General features: G+C 71.5%; 25 protein-coding genes. 9 read left to right on the top strand and 16 right to left on the bottom strand.

The window, feature by feature from the left end; all coding sequences use genetic code 11:
- Nucleotides 1–102 precede the first annotated feature (102 nt).
- The 4 genes from AC0IWM_RS02875 to AC0IWM_RS02860 are packed head-to-tail and all read left to right on the top strand — an operon-like array spanning nucleotide 103 to nucleotide 2,973.
- The gene (locus tag AC0IWM_RS02875; RefSeq protein WP_471752977.1) at nucleotides 103–351 is read left to right on the top strand and encodes a hypothetical protein; all 249 of its coding nucleotides are present in this window, start codon (nucleotides 103–105) and stop codon (nucleotides 349–351) included.
- Between the two features lie 47 nt (nucleotides 352–398).
- Nucleotides 399–1,130, top strand: coding sequence for a 5-oxoprolinase subunit B family protein (locus tag AC0IWM_RS02870; RefSeq protein ID WP_471752976.1), 732 nt, complete (start codon nucleotides 399–401; stop codon nucleotides 1,128–1,130).
- Nucleotides 1,127–2,140: a 5-oxoprolinase subunit C family protein gene (locus tag AC0IWM_RS02865; RefSeq protein WP_471752975.1), complete on the top strand. Its 1,014-nt coding sequence runs from the start codon at nucleotides 1,127–1,129 to the stop codon at nucleotides 2,138–2,140. Before AC0IWM_RS02870 ends, AC0IWM_RS02865 begins: the two co-directional genes overlap by 4 nt.
- Before the next feature lie 50 nt (nucleotides 2,141–2,190).
- Nucleotides 2,191–2,973, top strand: a complete 783-nt coding sequence (locus tag AC0IWM_RS02860; RefSeq protein ID WP_471752974.1) for a 5-oxoprolinase subunit PxpA — start codon at nucleotides 2,191–2,193, stop codon at nucleotides 2,971–2,973.
- Here AC0IWM_RS02860 and AC0IWM_RS02855 read toward each other — a convergent pair.
- The 11 genes from AC0IWM_RS02855 to AC0IWM_RS02805 all read right to left on the bottom strand — a co-directional run bounded on the left by AC0IWM_RS02855 (nucleotide 2,946) and on the right by AC0IWM_RS02805 (nucleotide 12,262).
- Nucleotides 2,946–3,212: a flagellar biosynthetic protein FliQ gene (locus tag AC0IWM_RS02855; RefSeq protein WP_056477701.1), complete on the bottom strand. Its 267-nt coding sequence runs from the start codon at nucleotides 3,210–3,212 to the stop codon at nucleotides 2,946–2,948. The genes AC0IWM_RS02860 and AC0IWM_RS02855 overlap by 28 nt on opposite strands.
- A 54-nt stretch (nucleotides 3,213–3,266) precedes the next feature.
- Nucleotides 3,267–3,686, bottom strand: coding sequence for a flagellar hook assembly protein FlgD (gene flgD / locus AC0IWM_RS02850; RefSeq protein WP_471752973.1), 420 nt, complete (start codon nucleotides 3,684–3,686; stop codon nucleotides 3,267–3,269).
- A gap of 28 nt (nucleotides 3,687–3,714) precedes the next feature.
- Nucleotides 3,715–4,176: a flagellar biosynthesis repressor FlbT gene (gene flbT / locus AC0IWM_RS02845; RefSeq protein WP_471753100.1), complete on the bottom strand. Its 462-nt coding sequence runs from the start codon at nucleotides 4,174–4,176 to the stop codon at nucleotides 3,715–3,717.
- Between the two features lie 8 nt (nucleotides 4,177–4,184).
- A complete protein-coding gene (gene flaF / locus AC0IWM_RS02840; protein ID WP_471752972.1) occupies nucleotides 4,185–4,532 on the bottom strand; it encodes a flagellar biosynthesis regulator FlaF in 348 nt (115 codons plus the stop codon).
- A 143-nt stretch (nucleotides 4,533–4,675) separates the two neighbouring features.
- Nucleotides 4,676–5,725, bottom strand: coding sequence for a flagellar hook-associated family protein (locus tag AC0IWM_RS02835; protein WP_471752971.1), 1,050 nt, complete (start codon nucleotides 5,723–5,725; stop codon nucleotides 4,676–4,678).
- 5 nt (nucleotides 5,726–5,730) lie between these two features.
- Entirely contained in the window at nucleotides 5,731–7,203 is a 1,473-nt protein-coding gene (flgK, locus tag AC0IWM_RS02830) for a flagellar hook-associated protein FlgK (protein ID WP_471752970.1), read from the bottom strand.
- Between the two features lie 98 nt (nucleotides 7,204–7,301).
- Nucleotides 7,302–8,561 carry a flagellar hook protein FlgE gene (locus AC0IWM_RS02825; RefSeq protein ID WP_471752969.1) on the bottom strand — a complete coding sequence of 420 codons (1,260 nt, stop codon included), beginning with the start codon at nucleotides 8,559–8,561 and terminating at the stop codon, nucleotides 7,302–7,304.
- A 141-nt stretch (nucleotides 8,562–8,702) separates the two neighbouring features.
- Entirely contained in the window at nucleotides 8,703–10,028 is a 1,326-nt protein-coding gene (gene fliI / locus AC0IWM_RS02820; protein ID WP_471752968.1) for a flagellar protein export ATPase FliI, read from the bottom strand.
- Between the two features lie 4 nt (nucleotides 10,029–10,032).
- Nucleotides 10,033–10,758, bottom strand: a complete 726-nt coding sequence (gene flgF, locus AC0IWM_RS02815; RefSeq protein WP_471752967.1) for a flagellar basal-body rod protein FlgF — start codon at nucleotides 10,756–10,758, stop codon at nucleotides 10,033–10,035.
- A gap of 6 nt (nucleotides 10,759–10,764) precedes the next feature.
- A complete protein-coding gene (locus tag AC0IWM_RS02810) occupies nucleotides 10,765–11,541 on the bottom strand; it encodes a DUF1217 domain-containing protein (protein ID WP_471752966.1) in 777 nt (258 codons plus the stop codon).
- A gap of 169 nt (nucleotides 11,542–11,710) precedes the next feature.
- Nucleotides 11,711–12,262 (bottom strand): hypothetical protein, encoded by a 552-nt coding sequence (locus tag AC0IWM_RS02805; RefSeq protein WP_243214828.1) that lies wholly within the window; start codon nucleotides 12,260–12,262, stop codon nucleotides 11,711–11,713.
- A gap of 141 nt (nucleotides 12,263–12,403) precedes the next feature.
- Here AC0IWM_RS02805 and AC0IWM_RS02800 point away from each other — a divergent pair, with 141 nt between their 5' ends.
- A complete protein-coding gene (locus tag AC0IWM_RS02800) occupies nucleotides 12,404–12,697 on the top strand; it encodes a PilZ domain-containing protein (RefSeq protein ID WP_471752965.1) in 294 nt (97 codons plus the stop codon).
- A 333-nt stretch (nucleotides 12,698–13,030) separates the two neighbouring features.
- Complete coding sequence (locus AC0IWM_RS02795; RefSeq protein WP_471752964.1) at nucleotides 13,031–14,323, top strand: flagellin N-terminal helical domain-containing protein; 1,293 nt, start codon at nucleotides 13,031–13,033, stop codon at nucleotides 14,321–14,323.
- Nucleotides 14,324–14,443: 120 nt separating this feature from the next.
- Here AC0IWM_RS02795 and AC0IWM_RS02790 read toward each other — a convergent pair whose 3' ends face one another.
- The 4 genes from AC0IWM_RS02790 to AC0IWM_RS02775 form a co-directional block, all read right to left on the bottom strand.
- A complete protein-coding gene (locus AC0IWM_RS02790; RefSeq protein ID WP_471752963.1) occupies nucleotides 14,444–15,118 on the bottom strand; it encodes a response regulator transcription factor in 675 nt (224 codons plus the stop codon).
- A 423-nt stretch (nucleotides 15,119–15,541) separates the two neighbouring features.
- Nucleotides 15,542–17,689 carry an FUSC family protein gene (locus AC0IWM_RS02785; protein WP_471752962.1) on the bottom strand — a complete coding sequence of 716 codons (2,148 nt, stop codon included), beginning with the start codon at nucleotides 17,687–17,689 and terminating at the stop codon, nucleotides 15,542–15,544.
- Nucleotides 17,690–17,943: 254 nt separating this feature from the next.
- Nucleotides 17,944–18,684 (bottom strand): aquaporin Z, encoded by a 741-nt coding sequence (aqpZ, locus tag AC0IWM_RS02780; RefSeq protein ID WP_471752961.1) that lies wholly within the window; start codon nucleotides 18,682–18,684, stop codon nucleotides 17,944–17,946.
- A gap of 400 nt (nucleotides 18,685–19,084) precedes the next feature.
- Complete coding sequence (locus AC0IWM_RS02775) at nucleotides 19,085–19,462, bottom strand: hypothetical protein (protein WP_471752960.1); 378 nt, start codon at nucleotides 19,460–19,462, stop codon at nucleotides 19,085–19,087.
- Nucleotides 19,463–19,878: 416 nt separating this feature from the next.
- Here AC0IWM_RS02775 and AC0IWM_RS02770 point away from each other — a divergent pair, with 416 nt between their 5' ends.
- The 3 genes from AC0IWM_RS02770 to AC0IWM_RS02760 all read left to right on the top strand — a co-directional run bounded on the left by AC0IWM_RS02770 (nucleotide 19,879) and on the right by AC0IWM_RS02760 (nucleotide 24,023).
- Entirely contained in the window at nucleotides 19,879–20,661 is a 783-nt protein-coding gene (locus AC0IWM_RS02770) for a PRC-barrel domain-containing protein (RefSeq protein WP_471752959.1), read from the top strand.
- On the top strand, nucleotides 20,658–22,010 hold the full coding sequence (locus tag AC0IWM_RS02765) for an MFS transporter (RefSeq protein ID WP_471752958.1): 1,353 nt from the start codon (nucleotides 20,658–20,660) through the stop codon (nucleotides 22,008–22,010). The genes AC0IWM_RS02770 and AC0IWM_RS02765 overlap by 4 nt, the downstream gene beginning before the upstream one ends.
- A 249-nt stretch (nucleotides 22,011–22,259) precedes the next feature.
- Nucleotides 22,260–24,023: an ABC transporter ATP-binding protein gene (locus AC0IWM_RS02760; RefSeq protein WP_471752957.1), complete on the top strand. Its 1,764-nt coding sequence runs from the start codon at nucleotides 22,260–22,262 to the stop codon at nucleotides 24,021–24,023.
- A gap of 238 nt (nucleotides 24,024–24,261) precedes the next feature.
- On the opposite strand, the gene AC0IWM_RS02755 is transcribed toward AC0IWM_RS02760, so the two are convergent.
- Nucleotides 24,262–25,476, bottom strand: a complete 1,215-nt coding sequence (locus AC0IWM_RS02755) for a polyhydroxyalkanoate depolymerase (RefSeq protein ID WP_471752956.1) — start codon at nucleotides 25,474–25,476, stop codon at nucleotides 24,262–24,264.
- Nucleotides 25,477–25,646: the final 170 nt, after the last annotated feature.

Genomic DNA, 25,646 nt, shown 5'->3' with positions numbered 1-25,646 from the left:
GCGCGCGTGCTAAGATCTTTGTCTGCGTCTGCGACGCGCGTTGGGACTTCGCACCCACCGCGCGTCGCCCCTATCGTATCCTGTGAAAGCCGCGATCGACCCATGTCCAAGCTCCGATTTGCTCTCCTCCTCCCCGCCATGCTCGTTCCGGGCATCGCATCGGCCGAACCCACGCCGATCCGCGAGCTGCTCAAGCTCTCCTGCACGGGGGACTATCTCGAGCATTGCAGCATGCATCCGCCCGGCGGACCGGAGGTCGAGGCCTGCTTCCGACAGAACCTGCGCAAGCTCTCGCCGGACTGCGCTCGGGCGATCCGGACCTACCAGCGCGAGAAGAAGTCCAACCGCTAAGGGGCCGGCGGCACCGGCCGCTCGCCGACGCGAACCAGGATCACGCCGTGCCGCAGGCCGAGGCAGACACCGTCCGGTTTCTCGATGCCGCCGAGGCGGCCCTGGTCGTCGAATTCGGCGCCCGGGTCGATCCGGATCTCAATGCTCGGGTGCTCGCCCTGGACGCGGCGCTGGCGGAGGACCCGATCGCCGGCCTGCTAGAGACGGTGCCGACCTACCGTTCGCTGATGATCCACTACGACCCGCTGGTTCTCGGCCGCGACGTCCTGGTGGCCCGGGTCACCGATCGTCTCGGCCGCTCCACGGCACCGTCGCGCACGGGGCGCAGCTGGACGCTGCCCTGCTGCTACGACCCGGTCCACGCGGAGGATCTCGCGGAGGTCGCCGACCGCGCCGGCTTGACGGCCTCCGCCGTCGCCGAGCGCCACGCCCAGGGTTCGTACCGGGTCTACATGTACGGGTTCGCGCCCGGCTTCGCCTATCTCGGCGGCCTGTCCGACGCCCTGGCGATTCCCCGCCGCCAGACCCCGCGCCCGCCCCATCCCGCCAATGCGCTCCTGGTGGGCGGCGGCCTCGCGGCGGTGGCGACCGTCCCGATGCCCACGGGCTGGTACGTCGTCGGCCGCACGCCGGAGCGGCTCTATTCCGAGGCGCGACCGCAGCGCTTCCTCGTCGAGCCCGGCGACGCGCTTCGCTTCGAGCCCGTCGACGCGGCGACCTTCGCGGCCCTGGACGCGCGTGTGGAGGCGGGGGAAATCCTCGCGCGGACGAGCCCGTGACGGCCGAGGCCACGCTCCGGATCCTCACGGCGGGGGGCGGCGTCACCCTGCAGGATGCTGGCCGGCACGGCTTCCTGCGCTACGGCATCACGCCGGCCGGGCCGATGGACCCCCTGGCCCACGCCACCGCCAACCGCGCCCTCGACAACCCCCTCAGCGCCACCGCCATCGAGGTCTCCCTCGGCGGCCTCGCGCTCACGGTGGCGGAGGCCGCCATCGACGTCGCCCTGGCGGGCGGCGACCTGCGCATCGACCTCGACGGGCGGCCCCTCCCCTCGGCCGTCGCCCTGACCCTGCGGCCCGGCGCCCGGCTGACCCTCCGGGCGGGACAGGTGGGGGCCTGGTGCAGCCTCGCGGTGGCGGGCGAGATCGCCGTGGCGGCGGTGCTGGGCTCGACGGCGACCCACACCCGTTCCGGGCTCGGGGGCCTCCGCGGACGCGGCCTGGAGGCGGGCGACAGCCTCCCGGTGGCGCATCCGCGCGCCTCGGTCGGTGAGCCCGCGCGCCTGGCGGTTCCGTGGCTGCACCGGTCGCCGGAGGTGATCCGCGTCATCTGGGGGCCGCAGGACGATCTGTTCGAGGCCTCCGCCCGCGACGCCTTCCTGGCCGGCCCCTGGCGGATTGGCCCCCGGGGCGACCGCATGGCCTGCTTCCTCGAAGGTCCCGCGATCCGGGCGCGAACCCACGACATCGTCTCAGACGGCATCGCCATGGGGGCGATCCAGGTGCCGGGCTCGGGCCAGCCGCTGGTGCTGATGGCCGACCGCCAGCCCACGGGCGGCTACCCGAAGATCGCCACGGTGATCGGCGCCGATCTCGGCCGACTCGCCCAGGCCCAGACGGGCACGCGGCTGCGCTTCGCCTCCATCGGGATCGCCGAGGCGGTGGCGGCGCGGCGGGCGGAGCGCGAGGCCCTGGTCCCGGCCATCGCGCGCCAGCCCGTGCTGCGCACCGACTTTCCCTCGGAATTCCTGCTCGGGACCAATCTCATCGGCGGCGTGGTCGGCTAGGATCGCGCCGCCAGCGGCCGCCGGGCCGCGCCGAGCCGGGATGCGCCAGGATGCCGACCATCGACCTGAATGCCGATCTCGGCGAGGGCTTCGGTGCCTATCGCTGCAGCGACGATGCGGCGATGCTCGACCTCGTGACCTCGGCCAACGTCGCCTGCGGCTTCCATGCCGGCGACCCCGAGATCATGGCCGAGACCTTCGCCCTGGCGCTGGCGCGGGGCGTCGCCGTGGGGGCGCATCCGGGCTTTCCCGACCTCGCCGGCTTCGGCCGCCGGCCGATGCCGTTCGGCCCGGCCGAGATCGAGCGGCAGGTCGCCTATCAGGTCGGCGCCGCGCAGGCCCTGGCCGCCCTGGCGGGCCACCGCCTCGCCTACGTCAAGGCGCACGGGGCGCTCGCCAACCGGGCGGCGGCGGAGCGGGAGGTGGCCGATGCCGTCGCGCGGGCGGTCAGGGCCGTCGACCCGAAGCTCGGGCTCCTCGCCATCGCCCGCACCGAGCAGGTGGCGGCCGGCGAAGCGGCGGGCCTCGCCGTCCATGCGGAGATCTTCGCCGACCGCGGCTACACCGAGGCGGGCCAGCTGATCCCGCGCGGCCGGACCGGAGCGCTGATCGCCGAGGCCGATGCGGCGGCGGACCGGGTGCTGGCGATGGTGCAGGCCGGCGGCATCCTCACCGCTCGGGACACGCTGCTGCCGACGCGGATCGACTCGGTCTGCGTGCACGGCGACAGCGCGCACGCGGTCTCGATGGCGCGGGCCGTGCGGACGCGGCTGGAGGAGGCCGGGATCGTCCTCCGGGGCCTCGGTCAGAACCCGGTGACGATGCGCCCGTAGGTGGCTTCGGCGAAGGTGTAAATCTGCGCCCCGATGAACGAGCTCGTGACGAGAAGCACCAGCAGGATCACGACGATCTTGGGCACGAAGGTGAGCGTCACCTCCTGGATCTGCGTGAGCGCCTGCAGCAGCGCGACGGCGATGCCGATCAGCATCGCCGCGGCGATCGCGGGACCGGCGGCGACGATCACGGTCCAGATCGCGGCGCGCACGAGTTCGAGGGCGTCGACCTCGTTCATCCGGTGGGTTGCCTCATCCTGTGGAAGGGTCGGGCCTGTCTAGCCCGGAACCCGTCACTGCGACAGCGAGATGCCCTCGGTGAGGAGGACGTCCTGGCCGCTGGTCAGGCGGGCGAGCGCGCCGTCGCTGGTGATCTTCACCGACTGGACCTGGCCGGTGGTGGTGCCGTCCGCGGAGGTGACGGTGCGCCCGATGATCTGGTCGGCCTGCGAGAGGAAGCTCGAGGACAGGAGCGAGTCGAGCTTCGAATTGGTCTTCGTCGCCTGCTCCACCTGCGAGAAGGTCGCCAGTTCGCTGACATAGGCCGTGGAATCCATCGGCTTGGTCGGGTCCTGATTCTTCAGCTGCGTCATCAGCAGGGTGAGGAACGTGTCGGCGTTCATCGAGGCGGCGATGCCCGTCGCGGTCTTGGTGGCGGCGGCGGTGGTGGCCGTCTGGGATGTGGCCGTGCTGGTGACGCTGGCGACGCTCATCGGCGGGCCTCCTGGTTCGATGGCCGGGTCAGGCCGGGTGGGTGTGGGATTTCGTGGATGCGGCCGGGAGGCCGGGCAGGGCCTCGAGGGCGCCCGCACCCGCCTGCGGGGTGGCCGCCAGCAGGGCGGCCTCGTGCGGATAGAGTCCGCGAAGCAGCTTGAGCGCCTCGATCAGCCGGCCCGCCTCGACGAGCTGGCCGACGCCGAGGACGCCCTCGCGGATCTCCGGATCGGCGACGACGTCGAGGATTCCGGCCTGCAGGGTGCGGCAGAGCTCTCGGGCGCGCTCGGCGCCGGCCGGCTCGATCACGATCGCCTGGATCGCGAAGTAGAGCTGGCGCAGGGGCGTCGTCGCCGCCTCGGCCTGGAGCACGTGGGTCTCGAGCAGGAAGGCGGCGTCGTTCAGAAGCTCCAGGGAGACCTTCCGATCGACGCGCAGGACCGCGCCGTTCACGAACACGCGCTCGCCGGCGCGCAGGGACAGGCGCATGGGCCGGCTCACCGCAGGCCGTCCCGGATCGAGGTGTTCACCGCGATCAGGGCCGACAGGGTCCGGTCGGGCGCGGCGATCACCGCGTTGGCCTCGTGCATGCTCCACAGGCCGATGGAGACGAGGTCGGCGCGCAGCTCCGGCGGCAGGCCGTTATCCTCGCTGCGCAGGTCCTCGATGAGCACGCCCCAGAGGCTCTGCAGGAAACCGGCCGCCGTGGCGCGGTCGGTCTGCTGGGCATCGGGCCGGTCGGCGAGGCGCAGCAGGTCGAGGGCCTGGTCGAAGGCGGCCCGCTCGCGCTCGCGCGCGATGCCCGGAGCCTCCTCCAGGATCTCGGCATAGGAAAACTGGTACATATCGGTCCTGTCCCGTGTATCCGCGGCCCGCCGCGCCGAGGCGCGGAGCGGACCGATGAGCCGTTGGGGCCAGCGGGGTCCCTCGGGGTCGAGGCCCCGCCGCCGGGTCGTCGCGGTGTCCGGCCACCCGGGCCGGCGCCGCCCTAGAGGTAGTTGACGAGGCTGAGCTGGCGCAGCTGCGCGGTGAGGGCGTAGGAGATCTGGACCTGCGTCGACAGGCGGTCGGCCCGAGTCTTGGCCTCGGCGGTGTCCACGCCCTCCATTTCCCCGATCTGCGACTGGAGCAGGGTCTTCTGGGACTCGAGCCGGGTGTTGGCGTCGGTGATCGCGGCCTGCGAGCGTCCGAGGTCGGCCTGGAGCGTGATCAGGCCCTGGCTCGCCTGGCCGAGCAGCCCGGCGACCCGCGTCGTCAGGACGTTCTGCGCCGCCGCCGAGAGGTTCTGGGCGCCGAGGTCGGAGGCCATCACGTAGGCCATGGCGAGCTTGCGCAGGGCCGGTGCGTTGGCGCTCACCGAGGTCGTGACGGTCTCGCTCAGCGAGATCTGGCTGGTGAGGGGCGCGCTGCCGGCCCCGGACCAGTCGGTGCTCCAGGCGCCGGCATCGAACAGGCCCTGGAAGGCCGGTCCGTCGAGGAAGCTCGCCATGTCGGCGGCCGTGATCGCGCTCGCGCCGGGGCTGTCCTGCGACATCCCGAAGGCCGCCTGGAAGGCCGCATCGACGGCGGTCTTCGCCGGGGAGGCCGGGCTCCCGACATAGGCGGTCACCGGCGCCTCGGCGGTCCGGGTGCCGCCGAAGACGAACTGGCCGCCCGCGGAGGTGTTGAGGAGCGCCGTCAGGGTGACGAGCCCGTTCGCCGCGATGTCCTTGAGGACGCCGGCGCGCCTGTCCTCGGGCGTGCCGGTGAGCGCCGTCAGGGTGGCGTCGGCCCCGGCCTGCATCTGCTTCAGCACGGCCTGCGTGGTGCCGAGCCGCAGCGTCGCGGCGTTGTTGCCCTCGCGCAGCGCCGCCAGTTCGGCGATCTTCTGGCGCAGCCCGACGGCGAGGCCGGTTCGGCTGCCGAGGGCGAGGCCGACATCGGCGTAGCGGCCGGTGACGAGCTCCTGGCTGGCCTGCGCCATGTCGGACCGCATGCGGGACACGCCGATGCGCGGCGCGTTCCAGAAGCTCAGGGTGGAGAGGGCGTTGGTCCGCATCGGGTCTATCGCACCGCGTCCATCAGGGTTTTCAGGAGGTCGTTCACCAGGGTCAGCAGCTTGGCCGAGGCGGTGTAGGACCGTTCGAGGTCGAGGGCCGCCGCCGTCTCGTCGTCGGCGTTGACGCCGGTGGCGTTGGAATAGGCGTCGGAGGCGCGGGCGAGCAGCGTCGCCTGGTAGGCCGATTCCGCCGTGGCGGTCTGCCGCTTGCCCGCGAGCCAGCCGATGGAGGCCGTGGCGAAATCCTGGAGGTTGCTCTGGGTCGCGAGGTCCGAGGACGGGTCGAAGGCGCGGTCCGCCGTCAGGACCGAGGCGAGCGCCCGCAGGCGGTCGGGAAAGGCGGTGTCGCCCGATGTGGCCGGATTCGACCGGAAGATCGCGCCCGCGATCCCGCCGTCCCGCAGGAGCGTGACGTCGCCGCCCTGCTGCGGATCGACCGAGGCGCTCACCCGGATCCGGGCGGCGAGGCCCGTCTGGTCCACGGTGGTTCCGTTCGGGACCGGGCCGCCCGCCCCGGCGGTGAACAGGCCCGCCGCGCGCACCACCTGGCCGCCGGCGTCGGTGCCGGTTTCGGCGAAGGCGTCGATGAGTCCGTTGGCGATGCCGTCGAGTTGGGCCTCGTAGCGCGTCGCGACCCCGTCGCGCAGTTCCGCGAGGCCCGCGATGCGGCCCGAATGCACCGGCATCGGCGAATTGGCGCCCGTCACCGCGACGCCGTCCACCATGACGGCGCCGCCCGTGGTACCGGCCGAGTAGGGGGCGGTGGGGCTGAAGGCGACCCGGCGGGCGCTGCGCTCGAACAGTGGCACGCCGCTGTCGGTGTAGATCGCGACGTCGTTGCCGGCGCGGATCACCGTGGAGATGCCGATCTCGCGCGAGAGGCCGGCGAGGATGCGGTCCCGGTCGTCGAGGGCATCGGTCACGTCGGTGCCGGCCGCGGTCCCGCTGGTCACGACGCGGTTGGCGGCCTCGAACTGGGACAGGAGGTCGTTGATGGTCGCGACCGAATCCGCAAGACCGGCATCCGCCTGGGCGCGGACGGTCTGGACGGCGGCCGCCCCGGTGTTGAGGCTCGTGGCGAGGTCGCGGGCGCGGTCGACCGCATCGCGGGCCAGGGCCGCATCGTCCGGCTTGTTGGCCGCGGCCTTCAGCGCCGCGTTGAGCGCACCGAGGCGCGCGGCGGCCGAGGTGCCGTCGCCGGTGTCGCCGATGGTACCCTGGAGCGTGTCGAGGCCGTCGAGCACGGCCTCGCTGGCCGCCGCCGAGGCGGTTCCGGCGAGCTTGCGGTCGAACAGGGCGACGTCGGTGGCGCGCTGGATCGAGACCGCGCTGCCGCCGCCCGCCGCCACGAGGTTGGCGATCTTGCGGGTGTAGAACGGATCGCTCGCCCCGGCCGTGTTACGGGCCGAGACCGCGATCTGTGTCGAGGTCGCGATGAGCGAGGAGCGGGCGGTGTTGAGGGCGAGGGAGAGGCCCATCGGCGAAGTCCTGGCAGGCGGGCGCGGGGGGCGCAGGCCGCCGCATCGGGGCGATGCGGCGGGACGGGTTCGGGAGCCGCGCCGGAGCGCGGCGCGGCTCAGCGCTTGAGGTTCATCAGGGTCTCGAGCAGCTCGTTGCCGGTCATGAACACCTTCGAGTTGGCGGTGTAGACGGTCTGCGACTCGATCATCGAGGTCAGCTCGGTGCTGACGTCGACGTTGGACTGCTCCAGCGCGCTCGCCTTGATGGTGCCGAGGCCGCCGAGGCCGGCGAAGCCGATCTGGAGGTCGCCGGAGTTCAGCGAGGGCAGGTAGACGTTGCCGGCGCGCGGGTCCAAGTTGTCCGGGCTCTTCACCGCGGCGAGCGGAATCTTGAAGGCCCCGAGGCGGGTGCCGTCGGCGTAGGTCGCGTAGACGAGGCCGTCGGAGCCGAACTCGGTCCCGGTCACGGCCGAGGGCGCCTTGCCGTTGGCGGTGCCCTTCAGGTCGTAGGCCCCGGCGAGCTGCGTCATCCCGCTCATGTCGAGGGTGAAGGGGTCGCCCCCGGGAATCGTGAAGCTCGCGCTGGCGGCGCCGCTCAGCTTGCCGTCCGTGCCGAACACGAGGGTCACCGGCGGCGCGGTCAGGGCGGTTCCGTCCGGGGCGTAGACCGAGGCGGTCCAGGTGTTGGCCGAGACGGCGGGAACCGGCGGGACCGCGGCCGGGTCGCCCGGGCTCGCCGCGGACCGTCCGAGATAGATGTCGAGGGTGACGCTGTTGCCGAGCTTGTCGTAGGTGACGAGCGAACTCTTCTTCGAGAAGTTGGTCGGCGACAGGGTGCCGCTCAGGGCGGCGCTGTCGGCGGACAGGTTGCCGGTCACCGCCGCCTTGGTGGAGGGCGTCGCCCGCAGGCCGAGGCTCGCCATGTTCACGGGAACGAGCCCGTCGGTGCTGTTGAGGGCGGGATTCGGGTCCTGGCCGTCGACGAGGCTGTAGCCCAGCAGGGCGAAGCCGCCGGCATTGACGAGGTTGCCCGTCGGCCCATCCACGACGAAGTTGCCGGCCCGGGTCAGGTAGGGCGCCTTGTTCGCGTCCTGCACCACGAAGAAGCCGTTGCCCTGGATCGCCAGGTCGGTCTTCGACGACGTGAAGGTGATCGGGCCCTCGGCGCCGATGGACCGGCGAACCGTGGTCTCGACCGCGCCGGACGTGTAGTTCGCGGTGGAGCTGCCCTCGATGAGCAGCGAGGAGAACTCGGCGGCCGAGCGCTTGTAGCCGGTGGTGCTCGAGTTCTGGACGTTCTCGGCGACCGTGGAGATGCGGTTCGATTGCGCGTTCATGCCGGAGACGCCGGTGCGCAAAACGCTGATGAGACTCATGACGTCACCTCGGAAACGGAGATCGCGGCACGGCGCGAAGGGCTGGCGGGCACTAGAGGAAGGCAGGCTTGCGCGGGGCTGGGTGGCCACGTGCCGCCGGAGCGAAACGGGGGGGCGTGGGAGACGGGCGCCATCGTCGCCTCAGCTCCGCAGAGACTGGGCGAGTTCGAGGAAGGCATCCTCGCTCGCCGCCATGCCGGGTTCCTGGCGCAGGGCCTCGTAGATCCGCGGCACCAGGAGGATGGCCTGGTCGAGCTCGGCGTCCTCGCCGGCGCGGTAGCCGCCCATCAGGCGCAGGTCGCGGGTCTCCTCGAACCGCGCCATCATGGCCCTGAGGCGCCGGACCAGCTCGCGCTGCTCGGGCGTCCAGACCTCGGTGGCGAGGCGCGAGATCGAGCCGAGGAGGTGCACGGCGGGGTAGCGGCCCTGCTCGGCGATGGCGCGGTCGAGGACCACGTGCCCGTCGAGGGTACCGCGGATCGAATCCGCCACGGGGTCGTTGTGGTCGTCCCCGTCCACCAGCACCGAGAACACGCCCGTGATGGTCCCGGCGCCGTCGAGGCCGGGGCCGGCCCGCTCGAGGAGGCGGGGCAGGTCCGAGAACACGCTCGGCGGATAGCCCCGGGCCACCGCCGGTTCGCCGGCCGCCAGGGCGACGTCGCGGGCCGCATGGGCGTAGCGCGTCACCGAATCCACGATGAGCAGGACGGATTCGCCGGCATCGCGGAACGATTCCGCGATGGCCAGCGCCATCTTCGGTGCCTGGCGGCGCATCATCGGGCTCTCGTCCCCGGTGGAGACGACGATGACGGCGCGCGCCCGGTTGGGCGCCATCGCGCCTTCCAGGAACTCGCGCACCTCGCGGCCGCGCTCGCCGACCAGGGCGACCACGACGCTGTCGAAGCCGGTGGCCCCGGCCAGCATCGCCAGCAGGGTCGACTTGCCGACGCCGGAGCCGGCGAAGATGCCGATGCGCTGGCCGAGGCAGAGGGGCGTGAACAGGTCGAGGGCGCGCACCCCCGTGCGCAGGGGCTTCGTCACCCGCGCCCGCTCCATGGCGGGGGGCGGGGTGGCCTCCAGCGGGACGGCCCGGGCGCCGGGGACGAGGTCGCCGAGGCCGTCGATGGGACGCCCGAGGGCATCGATCACCCGGCCCTTCCAGCTCGGGTCCGGCCGCAGGGTCGGGTCGCCGAGGCGATAGGCCAGGGTGCCGATCCCGGCCTCGATCCGGGCATCGAAGGGCTTCACGGTCACGCCGGCCGCATCCACCCGCACGACCTCGCCGATCTGCTCGCGGCCGTTGGCCAGGAAGCCCATGCGGTCGCCGAGGGTCATGAACGGCGCGACGCCCGCGACCCGGGCGGCGCTGGCCGTGACCTCTTGGATCGGTCCCCCGACGCGCACCAGGGGCAGGACCTCGCGGCCCGTCGCCAGGGCCGCGCCGAGGCGGTCGAGGACGTCGCGCATCGGCTCAGCCCTGCGGGCTCAGGGAGCGGATCGCCCCGGAGAAGGTGTTCTCGGTCTCCGAGGTGAGCGTCGCCGCACTCTCGAAGGCGCGCTGGATGGTGATGAGCTTCGTCATCTCCAGGACCGGATTGACGTTGGCGCCCTCGACGTAGCCCTGGACCATGCCCGTGCGGGTGAAGTCCTGCACGGGGATCGCCGGCAGGCTGGTGCTGACGCCGTTCGGCTCGGCCCGGGTGAGCGTGCTCTTCGGATCCAGGGTGAAGAGCCCGATGGCCCCGACCTGGTTGATGCCCTGCGAGACGCTGCCGTCGCGCCCGATGGTGGGCGGACCGGCCTGCGGATCGAGCAGGATCGGCGCGCCGCCGGGATCGAGCATCGGCTGCCCGGTGAGGCTGCGCAGCTGCCCCAGCGCATCCATCGTCATGCGGCCGTCGCGGGTATAGACGGGGCCATTGGCGCCCCGCACCGCGAACCAGGCCTCGCCCTGGACAGCGACGTCGAGGGGGCTGTCCGTCTTGATCGTCGGACCGGCGCGCCGGGAGATGTAGGTGTCGCCCGTGGAGGCGAAGGCGACGGCGCCCTTCGTCGCCTGCGCGAGGAGCGCGGTGAACTTGGTGTCCTCGGCGCGGTAGCCGCTGGTGGACAGGTTCGCGACGTTGTTGGCGACCGCGTTCAGCCGCTTGTCCATCGCGATCTGGGCCGACAGCGAGACGTAGAGGGCGTTCTGCATGGCGGCTCAGCTCCCGGTGCGGATGCGCTGGAGGCTGAGGAGCAGGCTCGCGTCGAGGCCCGGCGTGGTGGAATCGGCGAACAGGGTGAGGATGGGCGCCGAGGCGGCGTTGTTCTTGGCATCCCAGATCGCGGTGAAGCGCTGCACGAAGCGCCCGAGCTTCTCCGGGTCTTGGAAGCTCGCGAGGTCGACCCGGTCCTCGATGACCGCCGCCTGACGGGCGATGGCGTCCGAGGACGAGACGTCGGGCAGGCCGAGGACGGTCTTGATCACCTGCGACAGGGCGGGATCTCCCAGCACGCCGTAGCCGGAGGAGACCGTCGGAGCCACGCGGGCGAAGTACAGGGCGAGGCGCACGCCGGTGTCGTCGCTGCCCGCGTCGGATTCCACGCTCTGGCGCAGGTAGGCGGCGGTGGTGTCGGTGGTGGCCGCGGCCAGGGTCGTTGTGGTCGCGCCGTTGGTGTTGAAGTCGAAGGCCTTGGCGAAGGCGACGTAGCGGTCGTCGGCGAGGCGGTTGGCGAAGGCGGTGGAGTCGGCCACGCCCTCGGTCAGGACCTTGCGCATGAAGGCCTTGGCGTAGGTCATGTCCTCCAGGCCGTAGGCTTTCATGGCGTAGGCGTAGAGGCGGCGGTCGGCGAGGAACTCGTCGATCGACGTCACGGTGCCGATCTTCGCCTTGTAGTAGGCGGTCTCTCGGGCGACGTCGGGCTGCGCGGCCTTGCGCGCCAGGGTCGCGTCGAGGTCGCGCGTCAGCAGCGCGTAGCTCGTGAAGGTGCTCGTCATGGCAGGGCGCGATCGCTCGTGCGGCGCGGCGGCATCGCCGGATCCGGGGAGGACGGGTGGGACGGACGGGTGCGGAGGGCCGCGGCGCCGGGAGCCGGCGCGGGACCGCTCCGGTCTAGGCCGAATGGCTTGCGGCAGGCTGGTGCCGACACCGGGCGGCGCGCGTTCGTCACAGCGGGGTCGGCCCGATGATCGTCTCCGAGGTGATCACGACCCAGCCGGACCCGGTGGCGCGGATGGAGAGGATGCGGCCGGCGCCCGGCAGGACGGCGCCCGGCACCACCTGGCGCAAGCCCTCGGGGCCTTCCACCAGGGCGGCCCCCTCGGTGACCCGGCGCAGGACGTAGCTGCGCGCCTTCGGAGCGGTCTCGCTCCGCTCCGCCTCGGAGGACGGTGCCACGGGATCGGGCAGCGCACCCGTGGTGGTCGGGTCGAGGTCGAGGGCGGCCTCGCGCGTCGGCGCGGCGGGCCGCTTCCAGGCGAAGCCGCCGCCGACCGCCGGCAGGAACGGCTGGACCGAGTAGGTGTTCGAGGCGCCCGTGATCGAATAGGCCGCGAAGCTGCCCGAGACCACGGCGAGGCCGAGGCAGATCCCGACGGCCGCGCGCTCCACGGCGGCCGCCCGGGACCGGCGCAGGAGCTCGGCCCCGGCGGACGGTCGCGTGTAGCCCGGACGGGGCGAGAGCGGGTTTGCGGCGCGACGGGGGAAGGTCGTGGTCATGGCCATCGTAGAGAGAAGCCGGCGGACGAGCCGAAACTCTCCCATGTTATAGTTACCAAGTCCTTAAGATCCGGCCCGGATCGACAGGGCGGAAACCCGCTGTTAAGTCTGCCCGCGGATCACGGACGGAACGGCACGGCGATGGCGGATTGGCGAGAGGCGGTATCCCGGGGGGACCGGCCCGCGCGCACGCCCTCGCCGAAGCGCTTCCGCGTGATGCAGCAGGGTCGCATCGTCCTCGGCCCCGAGCGCCTGCTGCCCTGCATCGTCCGGGACCTCTCGCCCAAGGGCGCCAGCCTGCGCCTGCCCCGGCCGACCCCCCTGCCCGAGCGCTTCGACCTCGTCATCGCCGGCCATGAACTGCGCACCGTCGCGGTCCAGCTGCGCTGGCAGCGCGCCGATTTCGCCGGCGTCACCTTCCTGCCTCAGGACTGACGAACGGCCGCGCGGCTCGGCGCCCCGATGGGATGCGGCGCATCCGGGCACAGGCCCGGACCGTCGGCCTTAAGCTCCTGCTAAGCCGGACCGGGCATAGTCGCTCCATCGGCAAGCGACTGTCCCCGATCGGGACGGAAGCCCCTCGATGCGAACGCGGTGGATAGGTTTCGTGGACCTATAGACATGATGTCGTCCCACCGGTCCGGTGAAAATCCGGGATGTATGAAGCAATATTGGATCTCTACGCAAAGAGGTCTTTAGCCCTCGCGGCGTATTGCTCGGCCACACACACGAATTCCTTGCAATTCCTGTCAACCGGACATCCTCGCAATGACCAGCCTGCTGACCAACAACGCCGCCATGACGGCGCTGACGACCCTGAAGAGCATCACGACCCAGCTGGACGTGACCAGCAACCGCGTGTCGACCGGCCTGCGCGTGTCGTCCGCCGCCGACAACGCCGCCTACTGGTCGATCGCCACCACCGTTCGCGCCGACAACTCGTCGCTCGGCGCCGTCAAGGACGTGCTCGGCCTGGGCAGCTCCTCGATCGACACGGCCTATAACGGCATCAACAGCATCATCGAGAACGTCAAGAGCCTGCGCACCCAGCTGACCTCGGCCCTCTCCTCCAACGTGGACCGCGCCAAGGTCCAGGTCGAAATCGCCGCCATCCAGTCGACCATGAAGTCCACGGCCGACTCGTCGGTCATGAGCGGCCAGAACTGGCTCTCGGTGGATTCCTCGAACGCGAAGTTCACCGCCACGCAGAAGATCGTCGCGGGCTTCTCGCGCGACGTCACCGGCGGCATCAAGTTCTCCGAGGTGTCGATCAACGTCGGCGCTGCCGGCGGCCTGAAGCTCTACGATGCCGGCGCGAGCGCCGGTACGTCTGCGAAGGTGACCGCTCCGGCTTCTTTCGGGCCCAGCACCGATTTCACGACGGCCGTCAGCTTCACGGTCAACGCGAACGGCGGCGGCGCCGTCACCGTCACCCTCGATGCGGCGAAGTTCCCCGCCGCCGCCGGCTTCGACTCGACCAAGGTCACGAACGATCAGGTCGTCGCGGAGATCAACAAGCAGCTCGCTGCCGACCCCAAGACCACCGGCGCCGTGACGGCGAGCCTGGACAATGGTGGTCGCCTCCAGTTCGAAACGACGAAGCTCGGCGCATCCGCCACGGTCGCCGTGATCTTCGCCGGTGCGGGCCTCGGCTACGCCGCGGCCACGCAGTCGGGCACCGGCGTCGCCGGAACCGCTGCGAGCCAGGGTATCCTGGACAGCGTGGATGCCATCACCGGCAAGGCGGTGAGCACCATCGATATCTCCGCCGCCACCGATGCGCAGGTGAAGGCCTTCATCACCCAGGTCGACAAGGCCCTGGCTGCCATGACCAACACCGCGACCTCGCTCGGTTCGAGCAAGAAGCAGGTGGATGGCCAGAAGGCGTTCATCGATACCCTGATGAAGGCCAACGACCGGACCATCGGCACCCTCGTCGATGCCGACATCGAGGAGGAGTCCACCAAGCTCAAGGCCCTGCAGACCCAGCAGCAGCTCGGCGTGCAGGCCCTCAGCATCGCCAACGGCGCGAGCCAGAACGTCCTCTCGCTCTTCCGGTAAGACCGGACCCGCGTCGCCGGGCTGACGGCCCGGCGACGCGATCCGCTCTGATCGCGCAAGCGAAAACCCCCACGCTCCGGCCGGAGCGTGGGGGTTTTCGTCGCTCGGCGACGGTTCGGATCAGCCGACGAAGGTGTAGCCGGCCAGGCGCTTGGCCTCGATCGGGTCGTAGCCGAGGCGCAGGCGCAGCTTCTTGCGCAGCTTGCTGATGTGGCCCTCGACCACGCTCTCCTCCACGTCGGTGCCGTGATCGGCATAGACCGCGTTGAAGATCTGCGTCCGGCTGAGCTGGCGGCCGCGCTGGCCGGCGAAGAACTCGAGGATGTGGCGCTCGCGGCGCGGCAGGATCAGGCTGGCGCCGTCGATCTCGGGGTCGCGCCCGTCGGAGAAGACCTTGAGACGGCCACTGCGGTCCTGGGCGACGGGCGCCTGGACCTCGCCGCGGATGCCGCGGCGGCGGATCGCCTCGGCCCGGGCCAGGATCTCGCGGACATGGACCGGGCGGCGCACGACGTCGTCGATGCCGGCGGTGAAGAGGTCGAGGGTCTGCTCCAGGGAGCGGGTCTCGTTGAGGGCGATGATCGGCGCCTGGGACAGGCTGCGGATCGCGGCGGTCCGGCTGGCGCGATCGGCGCATTCACCGAGCACGATCCCCTGCAGGGCGTCGGCCGGGTTCCCGGCGAGCCAGGTCAGGAAGTCGTCGGCGCGGCTGCCGCGCGCCGGAACAGCCTGTGCCTTGAAACCCGCCACGTACTCGGCGGCAACCGCCTGCCGCTCATCGACAACGATATACATTTCAGCGCCCCGCCGAAAACGAACTGTTGTGCAAGCCGACTTGACGATCACCTTGGAAGCGGAGCGACTTCGTTGTTCGCCCTTGGCATCCAGGTTTTACTTGATGATGACTTCGCAGCGACATCTCTTTGAGGGATGTAGTCGCTGCCGTCCGTCGCTTTGCGTTGGAAATGTTTCTTTAAGGAAATGGTTAATTTTGAATTAAGCGGTCCGGCGTCCTGTGATCCCGGGCCGTTTTTCGGCCCGTCCGGAGGCTGGCGACCTCCTCGTCCGAGTCCGGTGTGGCAGATCGATCACGGTTTCGGCATTGGGCCGGCACGACCGGCCGGCACCGCGCGAATCGCACGGGGCGGCTCACGCCTCGGCGCGTCGAACCCGGCGCAACCCAAGGATTTCGACGGGGCCGGGCCGCCGGGCCGATGCCTAGCCCCGGGCGGCCCGCGTCGCGGCGGGGGCCAGGGTCTCGCCCAGGAGTTCGATCTGGGCGACGAGGCGGGTCAGCCCGTCGCTGCGGGGAGCCGAGGGCATCGGCGGCGGCGCGCCCTCGCCGCCGAGGCTGGACAGGGTCGCGGTGATCCAGCCGCTCCAGGACGCGAGGGCCTCGGGCTCCGCGGTGTCGACGGCGTAGCGCAGGGCCGTGAGGCGCGCCGAGATCCGCCGCAGGGTTGCGTCGGCCACCATGGCGGATTCCACCTGCGGGTGGCGCCCGGCCCGGGGCTGCTGCAGGGCACGGGCGAGCGCGGCCTCGAGGTCGTTCAGCGCGAGGCCAGCGGCCCGGGCCGCCTGGGCGCGGACGCCGGTGGCCTCCGCCTCGGGTCCGGCGCAGAGCACCGCGCGGGCGAAGGCGGCATGGGCGCGGATCGCCTTGCGCAGCTCGAGACGCACCTGGTCGGGCTCCCAGATCGGCCAGAGCACGAGGGCGCTCGCCACCGCGATGAGGCCGCCCAGCAGCGTGAGGAGCGCGCGCATGCCCGCCACCTCCCAGGAGCCGTGGCCGGGTTCCACCACCTCGACGAGGAGGACGACGAGGGGCGTCAGGCAAGCGATGAACACGCCGTAGCTGACCTGGCGGGCGGCGAAGCCGACGATACTCAGGGGGAAGACCAGGGCCGCCAGGGCCAGGGGCGAGGTCGCGAAGCCGGCGAGGATGGCGCCGATCAGGCCGCCGAGCACGGTGCCGCCGATCCGCTCCAGCGCCCGCTGCCAGGTGGCGGCGTAGAAGGGCTGCATCGTCAGCACCACCGTCATGGTGAGCCAGTGGGCGAACGGCCCCGCCCAGACCAGCGTCGCCCACAGCGCGGGTGCCGCCACCACGGTGGCGCGCACGGCGTGGCGCAGGTTGGCCGACGCGAAGGTGAAGTTCGTGCTGAGCGGCCCGAGGAGCCGGGTCCCGAGGGGCAGGCTCGCCCGCCCGAGCAGGGCGCCGCCGGGGCGGTAGCCGTCCGGCGTCGAGAGCTTGGCGCCGATCCTGACGCGGTCGAGGATACGGGTGGCGAGGTCGTGCAGGCCTCGGTCGTGGGCGAGGCGTCGGCTGCTGCGGTCGATCGCCCGCTCGAGGCGGGCGAGGTCGATCGCGCTGTCGTCGCGGATCGCCCGGGCGATGACGCCCAGCAGCGGTCGGAGGCGGCGCAGGAAGCGGCGCGCCATCCGGCGGCGGCGCGGGTCGGGCTCGCCCTCGATGAGGTCCGAGAGGGCGATGAGGGCGGCGAAGATCTGTTCGGCCGCCTCCAGGCGGATCAGGGCCTGGGCGGTGCGGTCGGAGATGCGTTCGCGGCTGCGGGCGAGGTCGACGATCACGGTGCGGGCCTGCTCGATCGCCTCGCGCACGCCCCGGCGGTGGGCGCGGGCATGCCGGTCGAAGGCCTGGAGATCGAAGGTCTGGCGATCGAAGATCTGTCGGGCTCCGCCGCCGGCGTTCCTCGTCTCGGGCTTCTCCGGCCAGGCCAGGGAGGCGAGGTCCTCGAGGTCGTCGCAGAGGCGGGTCAGGCGGCGCCAGACCTCGGCCACCGCGCGATGCGTCGGGCGATAGGGGTGAAGGCGCCACAGCAGCAGCGCCAGCAGGGTTGCCCACAGCCCCCCGGCGGTGAAGACCAGCCCGGCCACGAGGGCCTGGTCGGGCGTGAGCGGGCGGTCGAGAGCGAAGCACAGGACGAGGACCAGGACGTTGCCGGCGGCCTGCGCCTGCACGCCCCAGACCCGCGCATAGGTGCAGCCGAAGATGACGATGCCGGCCAGCGGCACCACCGGCACCGGCCCGAGCGGCTGCATCAGGCCGAACAGCCCCCAGATCACCCCGCCGAGGAGCGAGAAGGCCGTGAGCACCAGGAGGCGCGAGCGCATCGGGCCGCCCGCATCGGCGAAGCACGCGAGGTTCGCGGCGAGCGCCACGGTGAGGAGCGGCGGCCAGGGAAACCATTCGTGCAGCAGGATGACCAGGCCGAAGGCCAGGGCCGCCCGCACCCCGTCGACGAGGCTGAGACCGCGCGGATCGAGGCCGATCGGCAGGCGCGTGAGGTCCAGCCCCGGATTGGTGAGCGTCCCGCGGCCGCGCAGGAACGCGGCCGCGCCCATCCGCCGGCGCGGGCCGGCCTCCGGGAAGGAGCCGGACGGAGCGGCAGACTCGGCGGGACCGGCGGCCTTTGGAGGTGCAGAGCTGGCGGGGGACGGTGACATCGCGGGCGCGGCGGGCTCCCGGAGGACGCAGGGCCTCCGTACGCTCGCGATCTAGGGCGCTTCGGCGCGCCGTGGAACCGCCGGGGCCGGCACGGGAGCCCTGCGTTCCGCGGGAGCCTTCCGGTTCGCGAACGCTTCGGCCCCGCCCTCCGTCAGATCGCGCTTCCCTTCTCGATCACCCGCGTGTCGACGACGTCGGCGGGCTCGTAGAGCCAGCGCGCCATGGCCCCCGCCGCCATCGCGCCGACGATCGGCGCCAGCCAGAACAGCCAGAGCTGCCCGACATAGTCGCCGCCCGCGATCAGGGCCGGGCCGGTGCTGCGCGCCGGGTTGACCGAGGTGTTGGTCACCGGGATCGAGATGAGGTGGATCAACACCAGGGCGAACCCGATCGGGATGCCGGCAAAGCCCGTCGCGGCGCCCTTCGAGGTGGTCCCGACGATGATGACGAGGAAGAAGAACGTCGTCAGGAACTCGGTGACGAGGCAGGCGGCGAGGCTGTACTTGCCCGGGCTGAGCTCCCCGTAGCCGTTCGCCGCGAAGCCGTTCGGCACCCAGCCGGGCTTGCCCGACGCGATGGAATAGAGAACGCCCGCGGCCAGGAGTGCGCCCGCCACCTGGGCGACGATGTAGGGCAGGACGTGCCGGTTGGCGCAGCGCTGTGCCGACCACAGCCCGAGGGTCACGGCCGGGTTGAAATGGCCGCCGGAGATGTGCCCGACCGCGTAGGCCATCGTGAGCACGGTGAGGCCGAAGGCCAGGGCGACCCCCAGGAAGCCGATCCCCAGTTCCGGGAAGGCCGCCGACAGGATCGCGGCGCCGCAGCCGCCGAAGGTCAGCCAGAAGGTGCCGAAGAACTCGGCGGTCGCCCGCCGCATCGTATCGTGATCCATGACGATGCCTCCCGCTCGTGCGTTCGCGAGGCGCTCATCCCAGGGCGGGTTCGCCGCCACCGCTCGGCACGACGCAAGATCGAAATTCCGGCGCGGGACTCAGACCCGCGCAATATTCGAGCATTGCACGACTGTCAGTCGACAGCAACAACGAGGACAGACCAAATTTACAGACAGCGCCGCAATGCCGGAAAACTGCCATTCCGGAGATTGGAATGCTCTCTGCCCGGCCGAGAACTGTTCGAATCGAGCCGACGGGAAGAATGGCCCGTGAGCCTCGGGCAGGCCGCCGCGCGGCGCAGACCCGACGCGCCGGCGCGCGCAGGACCCGGCAGGGTCACGCGCGTGCCGCCGCCATGGATCTGGCGGGTCGTCCGAATTCGGGATCGCGGACCGGGGCTTAGAACTTCCCGCCGAGACCGACGCTGCCGCTCTGGCCCATCTGGGGTGCGAGGCCGCCGGAGCTCGAGCGAGACGCCGTCTCGCCCTCGATGTCCTCGCGACGGATGCGGCGCTCCTCGTTCGCCGCCGCACGGGTCTGGCCGCCGCCGGCGGTCGGCACGTTGAGCCGGCGCGTCGGGGCCGTCTGGAGCGGGGCACCGTCGGGATCGGCAGCGGCCGAGCGGCCGCGCTGGGGGGCCGGCACCGAGCCGCGCATGGACGGCGGCGGCCCGATCTCCGTCTCGGGCATCACGCCGCCACCGCCGCCGAGCGCTTGGCACCCGGCGAGCGCGGCGGCAACGAGCGCGACGGCGCAGGCTCTGGACGGAAGGGACATCGGCTCTGGTCCTCGGAAAAACACCGGCGACCGCAACGGGACGCCCACTCAACCTATCCGCCTCTGTACGACGGGGTTTTGTCGAAAACCAGACACGCTCCGGTGCGCGAGGGGGATTGCGGCCACGCTTGGCCCGGTGCCAGAGTGCCGCGCCAGGAACCGCGACCGGCGCCAGCCCGGTCCATTTCTTGCGCGACCGTCGTGCGCGACGTGGCGACGTCCTGCTTTCGCCGGGGCCGGGTCTCCCCGGCATCGGCGATCGGAGGCGGCCGCCGCCCGCGCGTCCAGTCCTCTCGTCCATCCACAACTTCGCCTTGGTCCACGCGCAATGAGGCCGGACCCGCCCTTCAGGCGGAACCCGCCGCCCAAGCTGCCATTGTGTCAGGCCGGCGAGACGCACCACTCGGGGAACGCGCGTGTTCAGAACTGTCCGGATGATCGCCGCCGCGACGATCACCCTGTTGGCCGCCTCCGCGGCCGCCGAGACCCCGGCCGCGCCGGGCAAGGACGCCGCGCCGGGCCCCGGCGAGGTGACGACGGGCTCGCCCGCGCCGACGCCGCCCGCGGCGCCGGTCAACGCACCGGCCCAGCCGACCCCACCGGCCACCCCCGGCACGCCGCCCGTCGCCGGCTCGCCGTCTCCTGCCACGAGCGCTCCTGCAACGAGCGCTCCCGTCCCGGGCGCGCCGGCGACGGGCACGCCCGCCACCGTGCTCGACACCCAGGATTACGAGGGCGTCCTCGGCAAGGCGGTGCGCAGCTCGACCGGCGAGGACATGGGCCGGATCATCGACATCATCCTCGATAAGGACGGGCGCCCGCGCGCCGCGATCATCGATTTCGGCGGCTTCCTCGGCGTCGGCTCCCGCAAGATCGCGGTGGACTGGCGGGCCATGCGATTCACCAGCGACGGCAAGGCCAGCCGGCCCGTGCTCCAGCTCAGCCGCAACCAGGTCCGCGTCTCGCCCGAGTACAAGCCCGGCGACCCCATCGTGGTGCTCGGCCCCGCGAGCCCGGCCGCGCCCGCCGAGGGCGAGCAGGCGGCCGCCCCGGTCCAGGGACCGGTCGCGCCCCCGGCGGCGGTCGCTCCTTCGCCCGCGGCCCTTCCGCCGGCTGCCGCGCCCGTGCCGGCCCCCACGGCCGCGCCGGCCCTCGAGAAGGCGCCGGACAAGCCGGCCGAGAAGTCGCCGGATCGATGACGGTTCCGCTCCCGAAAGATCGCCGCCCCCTCAAGCCGCGGGAGGTGGCGCGTCCGGAGTTCCGGCCGCGTCCGGTCCCGCGCCGCGATGCCCTCACGGACGACGCCCCGCCGGCGACGGCAGCGGAGAACCCGGCCGACATGAAGGTGATCTCGCGCCGGAGCACGCGCGGCCTCGACGGGTTCGCGTTCTTCGTGGCGAACCTGCAGACCGGCTTCGGTCCCTTCCTGGCGGTGTACTTCACCCAGGCGAAGTGGACGCAGTCCGATATCGGCTTCGCCCTGACCGTGGGCAGCCTCGTCAGCCTGCTCGGCCAGGTACCCGGCGGCGCCTTCGTGGACGCGGTGCGCTCGCGCCGCTTCGCCGCCGGCTTCTCGGTCGTGGCCATCGCGCTGAGCGCCTTCGCCCTCGCCATGTGGCCGAACTTCCTCGTCGTGCTGCTGGCCATGGCCGCGCACTCTGCGGCCAGCTGCATCCTCACCCCCGCCATCGCGGCGATCAGCATCGGCCTCGTCGGCCATGCCCGGGCGGGTGAGCGCCTGGGCCGCAATGCCAGCTTCTCGGCCCTCGGCAACGCCGTGGCCGCCGCCGGGATGGGGGCCTGCGGCTACTATCTCTCGAACGACGCGGTGTTCTACCTCACCGCCGCCCTGATGGTGCCGACCCTGATCGCGCTGTCGCGGATCCGGTCCGAGGAGATCGACGGCCCGGCCCATGCCAGGCCCGCCGGAGACGCCGATGCGCCGCAGGGCGGGGCCGGCCTGCGCGCCCTCCTCTCCAACCGCGCGCTCCTGTGCTTTGCCGCCTGCATGACCCTGTTCTTCCTCGCCAACGCGGCGATGCTGCCGCTGGTGGGCAGCATGCTGACCCTGCGGGCCAGCGAGACCGCGACCGCCCTGATCGCCGCCTGCATCGTCGTGCCCCAGGTCGTGCTGGCGGTGTCGGCCCCCACCATCGGGCGCCTGGCCGAGCGCTGGGGCCGGCGCCCGCTGCTGCTCCTCGGCTTCGCCGCCCTGCCGATCCGCGGCCTGCTCTTCGCCTATGTCGACAGCCCCGAGCTCCTGGTGGCGGTGCAGGTCTTCGACGGCATCTCGGCCGCGGTGTTCGGCGTGATGGTGCCGCTCGTGGTCTCGGACGCCACCCGCAGGACGGGGCACTTCAACCTCGCCCTGGGTGCCGTGGGGACCGCGATGGGCATCGGTGCCGCCCTGTCCACCTCGCTCGCCGGCGTGATGGCGGACCGGCTCGGCAGCCACACCGCCTTCCTCGGCCTCGCGATCGTGGGCTTCGCCGCCTTCGCCCTCGTGGTGCTCATCATGCCGGAGACGCGCCGCGCTCCCGCCGCGTGACGCGAAGAAACGAAACTCGGGCGGCACCGAATTCGCTTGCCGCTCAAGCGATGTTCAGGTTTGCACGCTAAAAACGCGCAAACCTCCGCCAGACACTGCAACGCTTGCGTCCGCTTCGCGTTGCGAGTCCGGGGGGCTCAAGATCGTGTGTGGGGCACGCGCGGGAAACCAGGGTCCGCGAGGACGCCTTAACAGAAGCTGGTCCACCCCAATTCCGGGCGGACCCTCGAAACCGGGACGGTCACCGCGATGGAAGACCTCTGCGTTTATGCCGATAGGCCGTTCGCCTTCGTGGGACGCTATCTGCGCCGACGCGCCCTGCCGCACATCGTCATCCTGTGCGCCGTCCTCGGCGCCGTGGGCTTCTCCGTCAGCACGGACTACGCGCTGAAGGGCGTCGTCGATGCGCTCAGCAAGGGTCCGCAGGCGGGCCTGATCTGGGGCGCGCTCGCCCTCCTCATCGCCTTCATCGCAGCCGACAACATGCTCTGGCGCGTGGCGAGCCTCGTCGGCTCGTTCACCTTCGTGGGCGTGACCGGCGACATCCGGCGCGACCTGTTCCGGCACATGACCGGGCACTCGCCGACCTTCTTCGCCGACCGGCAGCCCGGCACCCTGGCCTCGCGCATCACCGCGACCTCGAACGCGATCTTCACGGTCGAGAACATGTTCGTGTTCAACGTGATGCCCCCCTGCGTCGCCGCTTTCGGCTCGATCCTCTACATCGGCACCGTCAACCTCACGATGGCCCTGGTGCTCGCCGGCATCTTCGCGGCCGTCGTGCTCTTGATGTTCAAGATGGCGGCCGCCGGAAAGCCCCTGCACCACGACTTCGCCGCCAAGGCCGCCTCCGTCGACGGCGAGATGGTCGACCTCGTCGGCAACATGCCGCTGGTGCGCGCCTTCTCGGCCTTCAAGCGCGAGTACACCCGCTTCGACGGGACGATCGGCCAGGAGATGCGCTCGCGCCGCTCCTCGCTGCTCTACCTCGAGAAGCTGCGCATCGTGCACGCCGTCCTCACGGTGCTGGCGGTGCTCGGCCTGCTCTACTGGGCCATCACCATGTGGGAGGCCGGCCAGGCCACGAACGGTCAGGTCGTGCTCGTCTGCACCCTCGGCATCCGCATCCTGGCCGCGACCCGCGACCTCGCCGTCGCCCTGGTGGACGCGACCCAGCACACCGCCCGGCTCGCGGAGGCGCTCCACACCCTGCTGCAGCCGCACGACCTCATCGACCACCCGGAGGCCGAGCCGCTCACCGGCACCGGCGCCGAGATCACCTTCGACCACGTCGCCTTCGCCTACCCGGACGGCCGGAGCGTCTTCACCGACTTCGACCTCGTCCTCCAGCCGGGCCAGCGGGTCGGCCTCGTGGGCAAGTCGGGCGGCGGCAAGTCGACCCTGTTCTCCCTGCTGCAGCGCTTCTACGACGCGCAGGGCGGCCGCATCCTGATCAACGGCCAGGACATCCAGCGCGTGACCCAGGAATCCCTGCGCGAGGCCATCACGGTGGTGCCGCAGGACGTCTCGATGTTCCACCGCACCCTCCGGGAGAACATCCGCTACGGCCGGCCCGACGCCTCGGACGAGGATGTCTGGAAGGCCGCCGCCGCGGCCCATTGCACGGACTTCATCGAGGCCCTGCCCGAGGGCTTCGACACCATCGTGGGCGACCGCGGCGTGAAGCTCTCGGGCGGCCAGCGGCAGCGCATCGCGATCGCGCGAGCCATCCTGAAGGATTCACCGATCCTGCTCCTCGACGAGGCCACCTCGGCCCTCGACGCCGAGTCCGAGGAGGCGATCCGCCACGCCCTCGCCAACCTGATGAAGGGCCGGACCGTCATCGCGATCGCGCACCGCCTCTCGACCCTGAGGGACTTCGACCGGATCGTGGTGCTGGAAGGCGGCCGCATCATCCAGGACGGTTCGCCCGACAAGCTGACCCATCTCGACGGCTTCTATCGCGAGCTGATGAAGAAGGAGTCGATGTCGATGGCGCTGGCCGCCGCCTGAGGCCCGGAGCGCATCGCCCTCGCGCAGCGTGTAATCCCCGTCTAACGGATCTCGGGCCGGCCCACGATCTCTCGCGTTCGCGGGGACGCGTCGGAGGTGGGGCCGCCCCTCACCCTCTCTCCAATCGACTCGTGCGTCCGGGTCCGGGCTCGCCGACGGCGCCCCGGAGCGGCGGCTGGTCGTCAGATGTGACGGCCGTGCCGCGCGGGAGAGCGGAGCGCCGCGGTCCGACGATCGCTCAGTTGTGCGACTGGATGAAGTTGCGCACCAGCGGGTAGGTCTGGCTCTCCCACTTGCGGCCCGAGAACACCCCGTAATGGCCGACGCCGGCCTGGAGGTGGTGGCTCTTCATGTGGTGCGGCAGGCTGGTGCAGAGGTCGTGCGCCGCCATGGTCTGGCCAACGGCGCAGATGTCGTCGCGCTCGCCCTCGACCGTCATCAGCGCGGTCTTGCGGATGGCCCCCATGTCGATCGGGTTGCCGCGATAGGTCAGCTGGTTCTTGGCCAGGGTGTAGTCCTGGAACACCGTCTTGACGGTCTCGATATAGAACTCCGCGGCGAGATCGAGGACGGCGAAATACTCGTCGTAGAAGCCCTCGATCTGGCGCGCCTTCTCGGTCTCGCCGTTGGCGAGGTGCCAGAACAGGTCGGCATGCCCCTGGATGTGGCGCTTGGCGTTCATCGAGACGAAGGCCGAGACCTGCATGAAGCCGGGATAGACCCGCCGCCCGGCGCCCTTGTGGCGGTCCGGCACGGTGGTGATCAGGTTCTTCTCGAACCACGCGATCGGCTTCGAGGTGGCCAGGTGGTTCACCGAGGTCGGAGAGATCCGGCAATCCACCGGGCCGGCCATCAGCGTCATGCTGCGCGGCTGCGCCGGGTCCTTCGAATGGGCCATGACGGCCGCGGCGGCCAGCGCCTGCACGGCCGGCTGGCACACGGCGACGAGGTGCGCCCCCTCCCCGATCGCGCGGAGGAACTGCACGAGGTGGTCGACATAGTCGTCGAATCCGAACGGGCCGGCGCTCAGCGGCACGTCGCGGGCGTTGTGCCAGTCGGTGATGTAGACGTCGTGGTCGGGCAGCAGGGTGCGAACCGTGCCGCGCAGGAGCGTGGCGAAGTGGCCCGAGAGCGGCGCCACCACGAGGACGCGCGGCTGCTCGGTGTCGATGTCCTTCTTGAAGCGCAGCAGGGTCCCGAACGGGGTCGCGAACGCCGCCTCCTCGGTCACCGGCACCTCGCGGTTGCCCACCGTCACGCTGTCGATGCCGTAGGCCGGGCGCGAGAAGGTCAGTCCGGCGCGCATCATCATGCGCGCACCGGCCGACCACCAGTTCAAGGGCTCCCGATAGCCGGCGGCCGTCCAGGGCGAGACGGCGTCGTGGACGAGGCGCCCCCAGGCGCGCGTCTGATCGGCGAGGTCCGACTGGGCATCGAAGGCACGATAGAGCATGCGGCCCGAACTCCTACGCGAACGGTCAAATCGCAGAACGTCCGCGGCGAGCGGGCGCGACGGCTGCGCCGCCGACGATGGGGAACTAGGCTGCGGCAGGCGGGGCCCGGACGCAACGGCCTTATCGTGTGATATCCCGGGGCTGTTGTGCTGATGCATCACGTGGGAAA

Source organism: Methylobacterium sp. AC433 (assembly GCF_979253015.1).
This window is presented reverse-complemented; position numbering and strand designations above follow the sequence as displayed.

What these genes read in the sequence shown, in the direction of transcription:
- AC0IWM_RS02800 (WP_471752965.1), top strand. Translation starts at nt 12,404, where the DNA reads ATGGCGGATTGGCGAGAGGCGGTATCCCGGGGGGACCGGCCCGCGCGC.
- AC0IWM_RS02755 (WP_471752956.1), bottom strand. Translation starts at nt 25,476, where the DNA reads ATGCTCTATCGTGCCTTCGATGCCCAGTCGGACCTCGCCGATCAGACG.
- AC0IWM_RS02875 (WP_471752977.1), top strand. Translation starts at nt 103, where the DNA reads ATGTCCAAGCTCCGATTTGCTCTCCTCCTCCCCGCCATGCTCGTTCCG.
- AC0IWM_RS02855 (WP_056477701.1), bottom strand. Translation starts at nt 3,212, where the DNA reads ATGAACGAGGTCGACGCCCTCGAACTCGTGCGCGCCGCGATCTGGACC.
- AC0IWM_RS02825 (WP_471752969.1), bottom strand. Translation starts at nt 8,561, where the DNA reads ATGAGTCTCATCAGCGTTTTGCGCACCGGCGTCTCCGGCATGAACGCG.
- AC0IWM_RS02760 (WP_471752957.1), top strand. Translation starts at nt 22,260, where the DNA reads ATGGAAGACCTCTGCGTTTATGCCGATAGGCCGTTCGCCTTCGTGGGA.
- AC0IWM_RS02765 (WP_471752958.1), top strand. Translation starts at nt 20,658, where the DNA reads ATGACGGTTCCGCTCCCGAAAGATCGCCGCCCCCTCAAGCCGCGGGAG.
- AC0IWM_RS02785 (WP_471752962.1), bottom strand. Translation starts at nt 17,689, where the DNA reads ATGGGCGCGGCCGCGTTCCTGCGCGGCCGCGGGACGCTCACCAATCCG.
- aqpZ (WP_471752961.1), bottom strand. Translation starts at nt 18,684, where the DNA reads ATGGATCACGATACGATGCGGCGGGCGACCGCCGAGTTCTTCGGCACC.
- flgD (WP_471752973.1), bottom strand. Translation starts at nt 3,686, where the DNA reads ATGAGCGTCGCCAGCGTCACCAGCACGGCCACATCCCAGACGGCCACC.
- AC0IWM_RS02835 (WP_471752971.1), bottom strand. Translation starts at nt 5,725, where the DNA reads ATGCGGACCAACGCCCTCTCCACCCTGAGCTTCTGGAACGCGCCGCGC.
- AC0IWM_RS02795 (WP_471752964.1), top strand. Translation starts at nt 13,031, where the DNA reads ATGACCAGCCTGCTGACCAACAACGCCGCCATGACGGCGCTGACGACC.
- AC0IWM_RS02775 (WP_471752960.1), bottom strand. Translation starts at nt 19,462, where the DNA reads ATGTCCCTTCCGTCCAGAGCCTGCGCCGTCGCGCTCGTTGCCGCCGCG.
- fliI (WP_471752968.1), bottom strand. Translation starts at nt 10,028, where the DNA reads ATGCGCGACGTCCTCGACCGCCTCGGCGCGGCCCTGGCGACGGGCCGC.
- AC0IWM_RS02810 (WP_471752966.1), bottom strand. Translation starts at nt 11,541, where the DNA reads ATGACGAGCACCTTCACGAGCTACGCGCTGCTGACGCGCGACCTCGAC.
- flbT (WP_471753100.1), bottom strand. Translation starts at nt 4,176, where the DNA reads ATGCGCCTGTCCCTGCGCGCCGGCGAGCGCGTGTTCGTGAACGGCGCG.
- AC0IWM_RS02860 (WP_471752974.1), top strand. Translation starts at nt 2,191, where the DNA reads ATGCCGACCATCGACCTGAATGCCGATCTCGGCGAGGGCTTCGGTGCC.
- AC0IWM_RS02805 (WP_243214828.1), bottom strand. Translation starts at nt 12,262, where the DNA reads ATGACCACGACCTTCCCCCGTCGCGCCGCAAACCCGCTCTCGCCCCGT.
- flgF (WP_471752967.1), bottom strand. Translation starts at nt 10,758, where the DNA reads ATGCAGAACGCCCTCTACGTCTCGCTGTCGGCCCAGATCGCGATGGAC.
- AC0IWM_RS02790 (WP_471752963.1), bottom strand. Translation starts at nt 15,118, where the DNA reads ATGTATATCGTTGTCGATGAGCGGCAGGCGGTTGCCGCCGAGTACGTG.
- flgK (WP_471752970.1), bottom strand. Translation starts at nt 7,203, where the DNA reads ATGGGCCTCTCCCTCGCCCTCAACACCGCCCGCTCCTCGCTCATCGCG.
- flaF (WP_471752972.1), bottom strand. Translation starts at nt 4,532, where the DNA reads ATGTACCAGTTTTCCTATGCCGAGATCCTGGAGGAGGCTCCGGGCATC.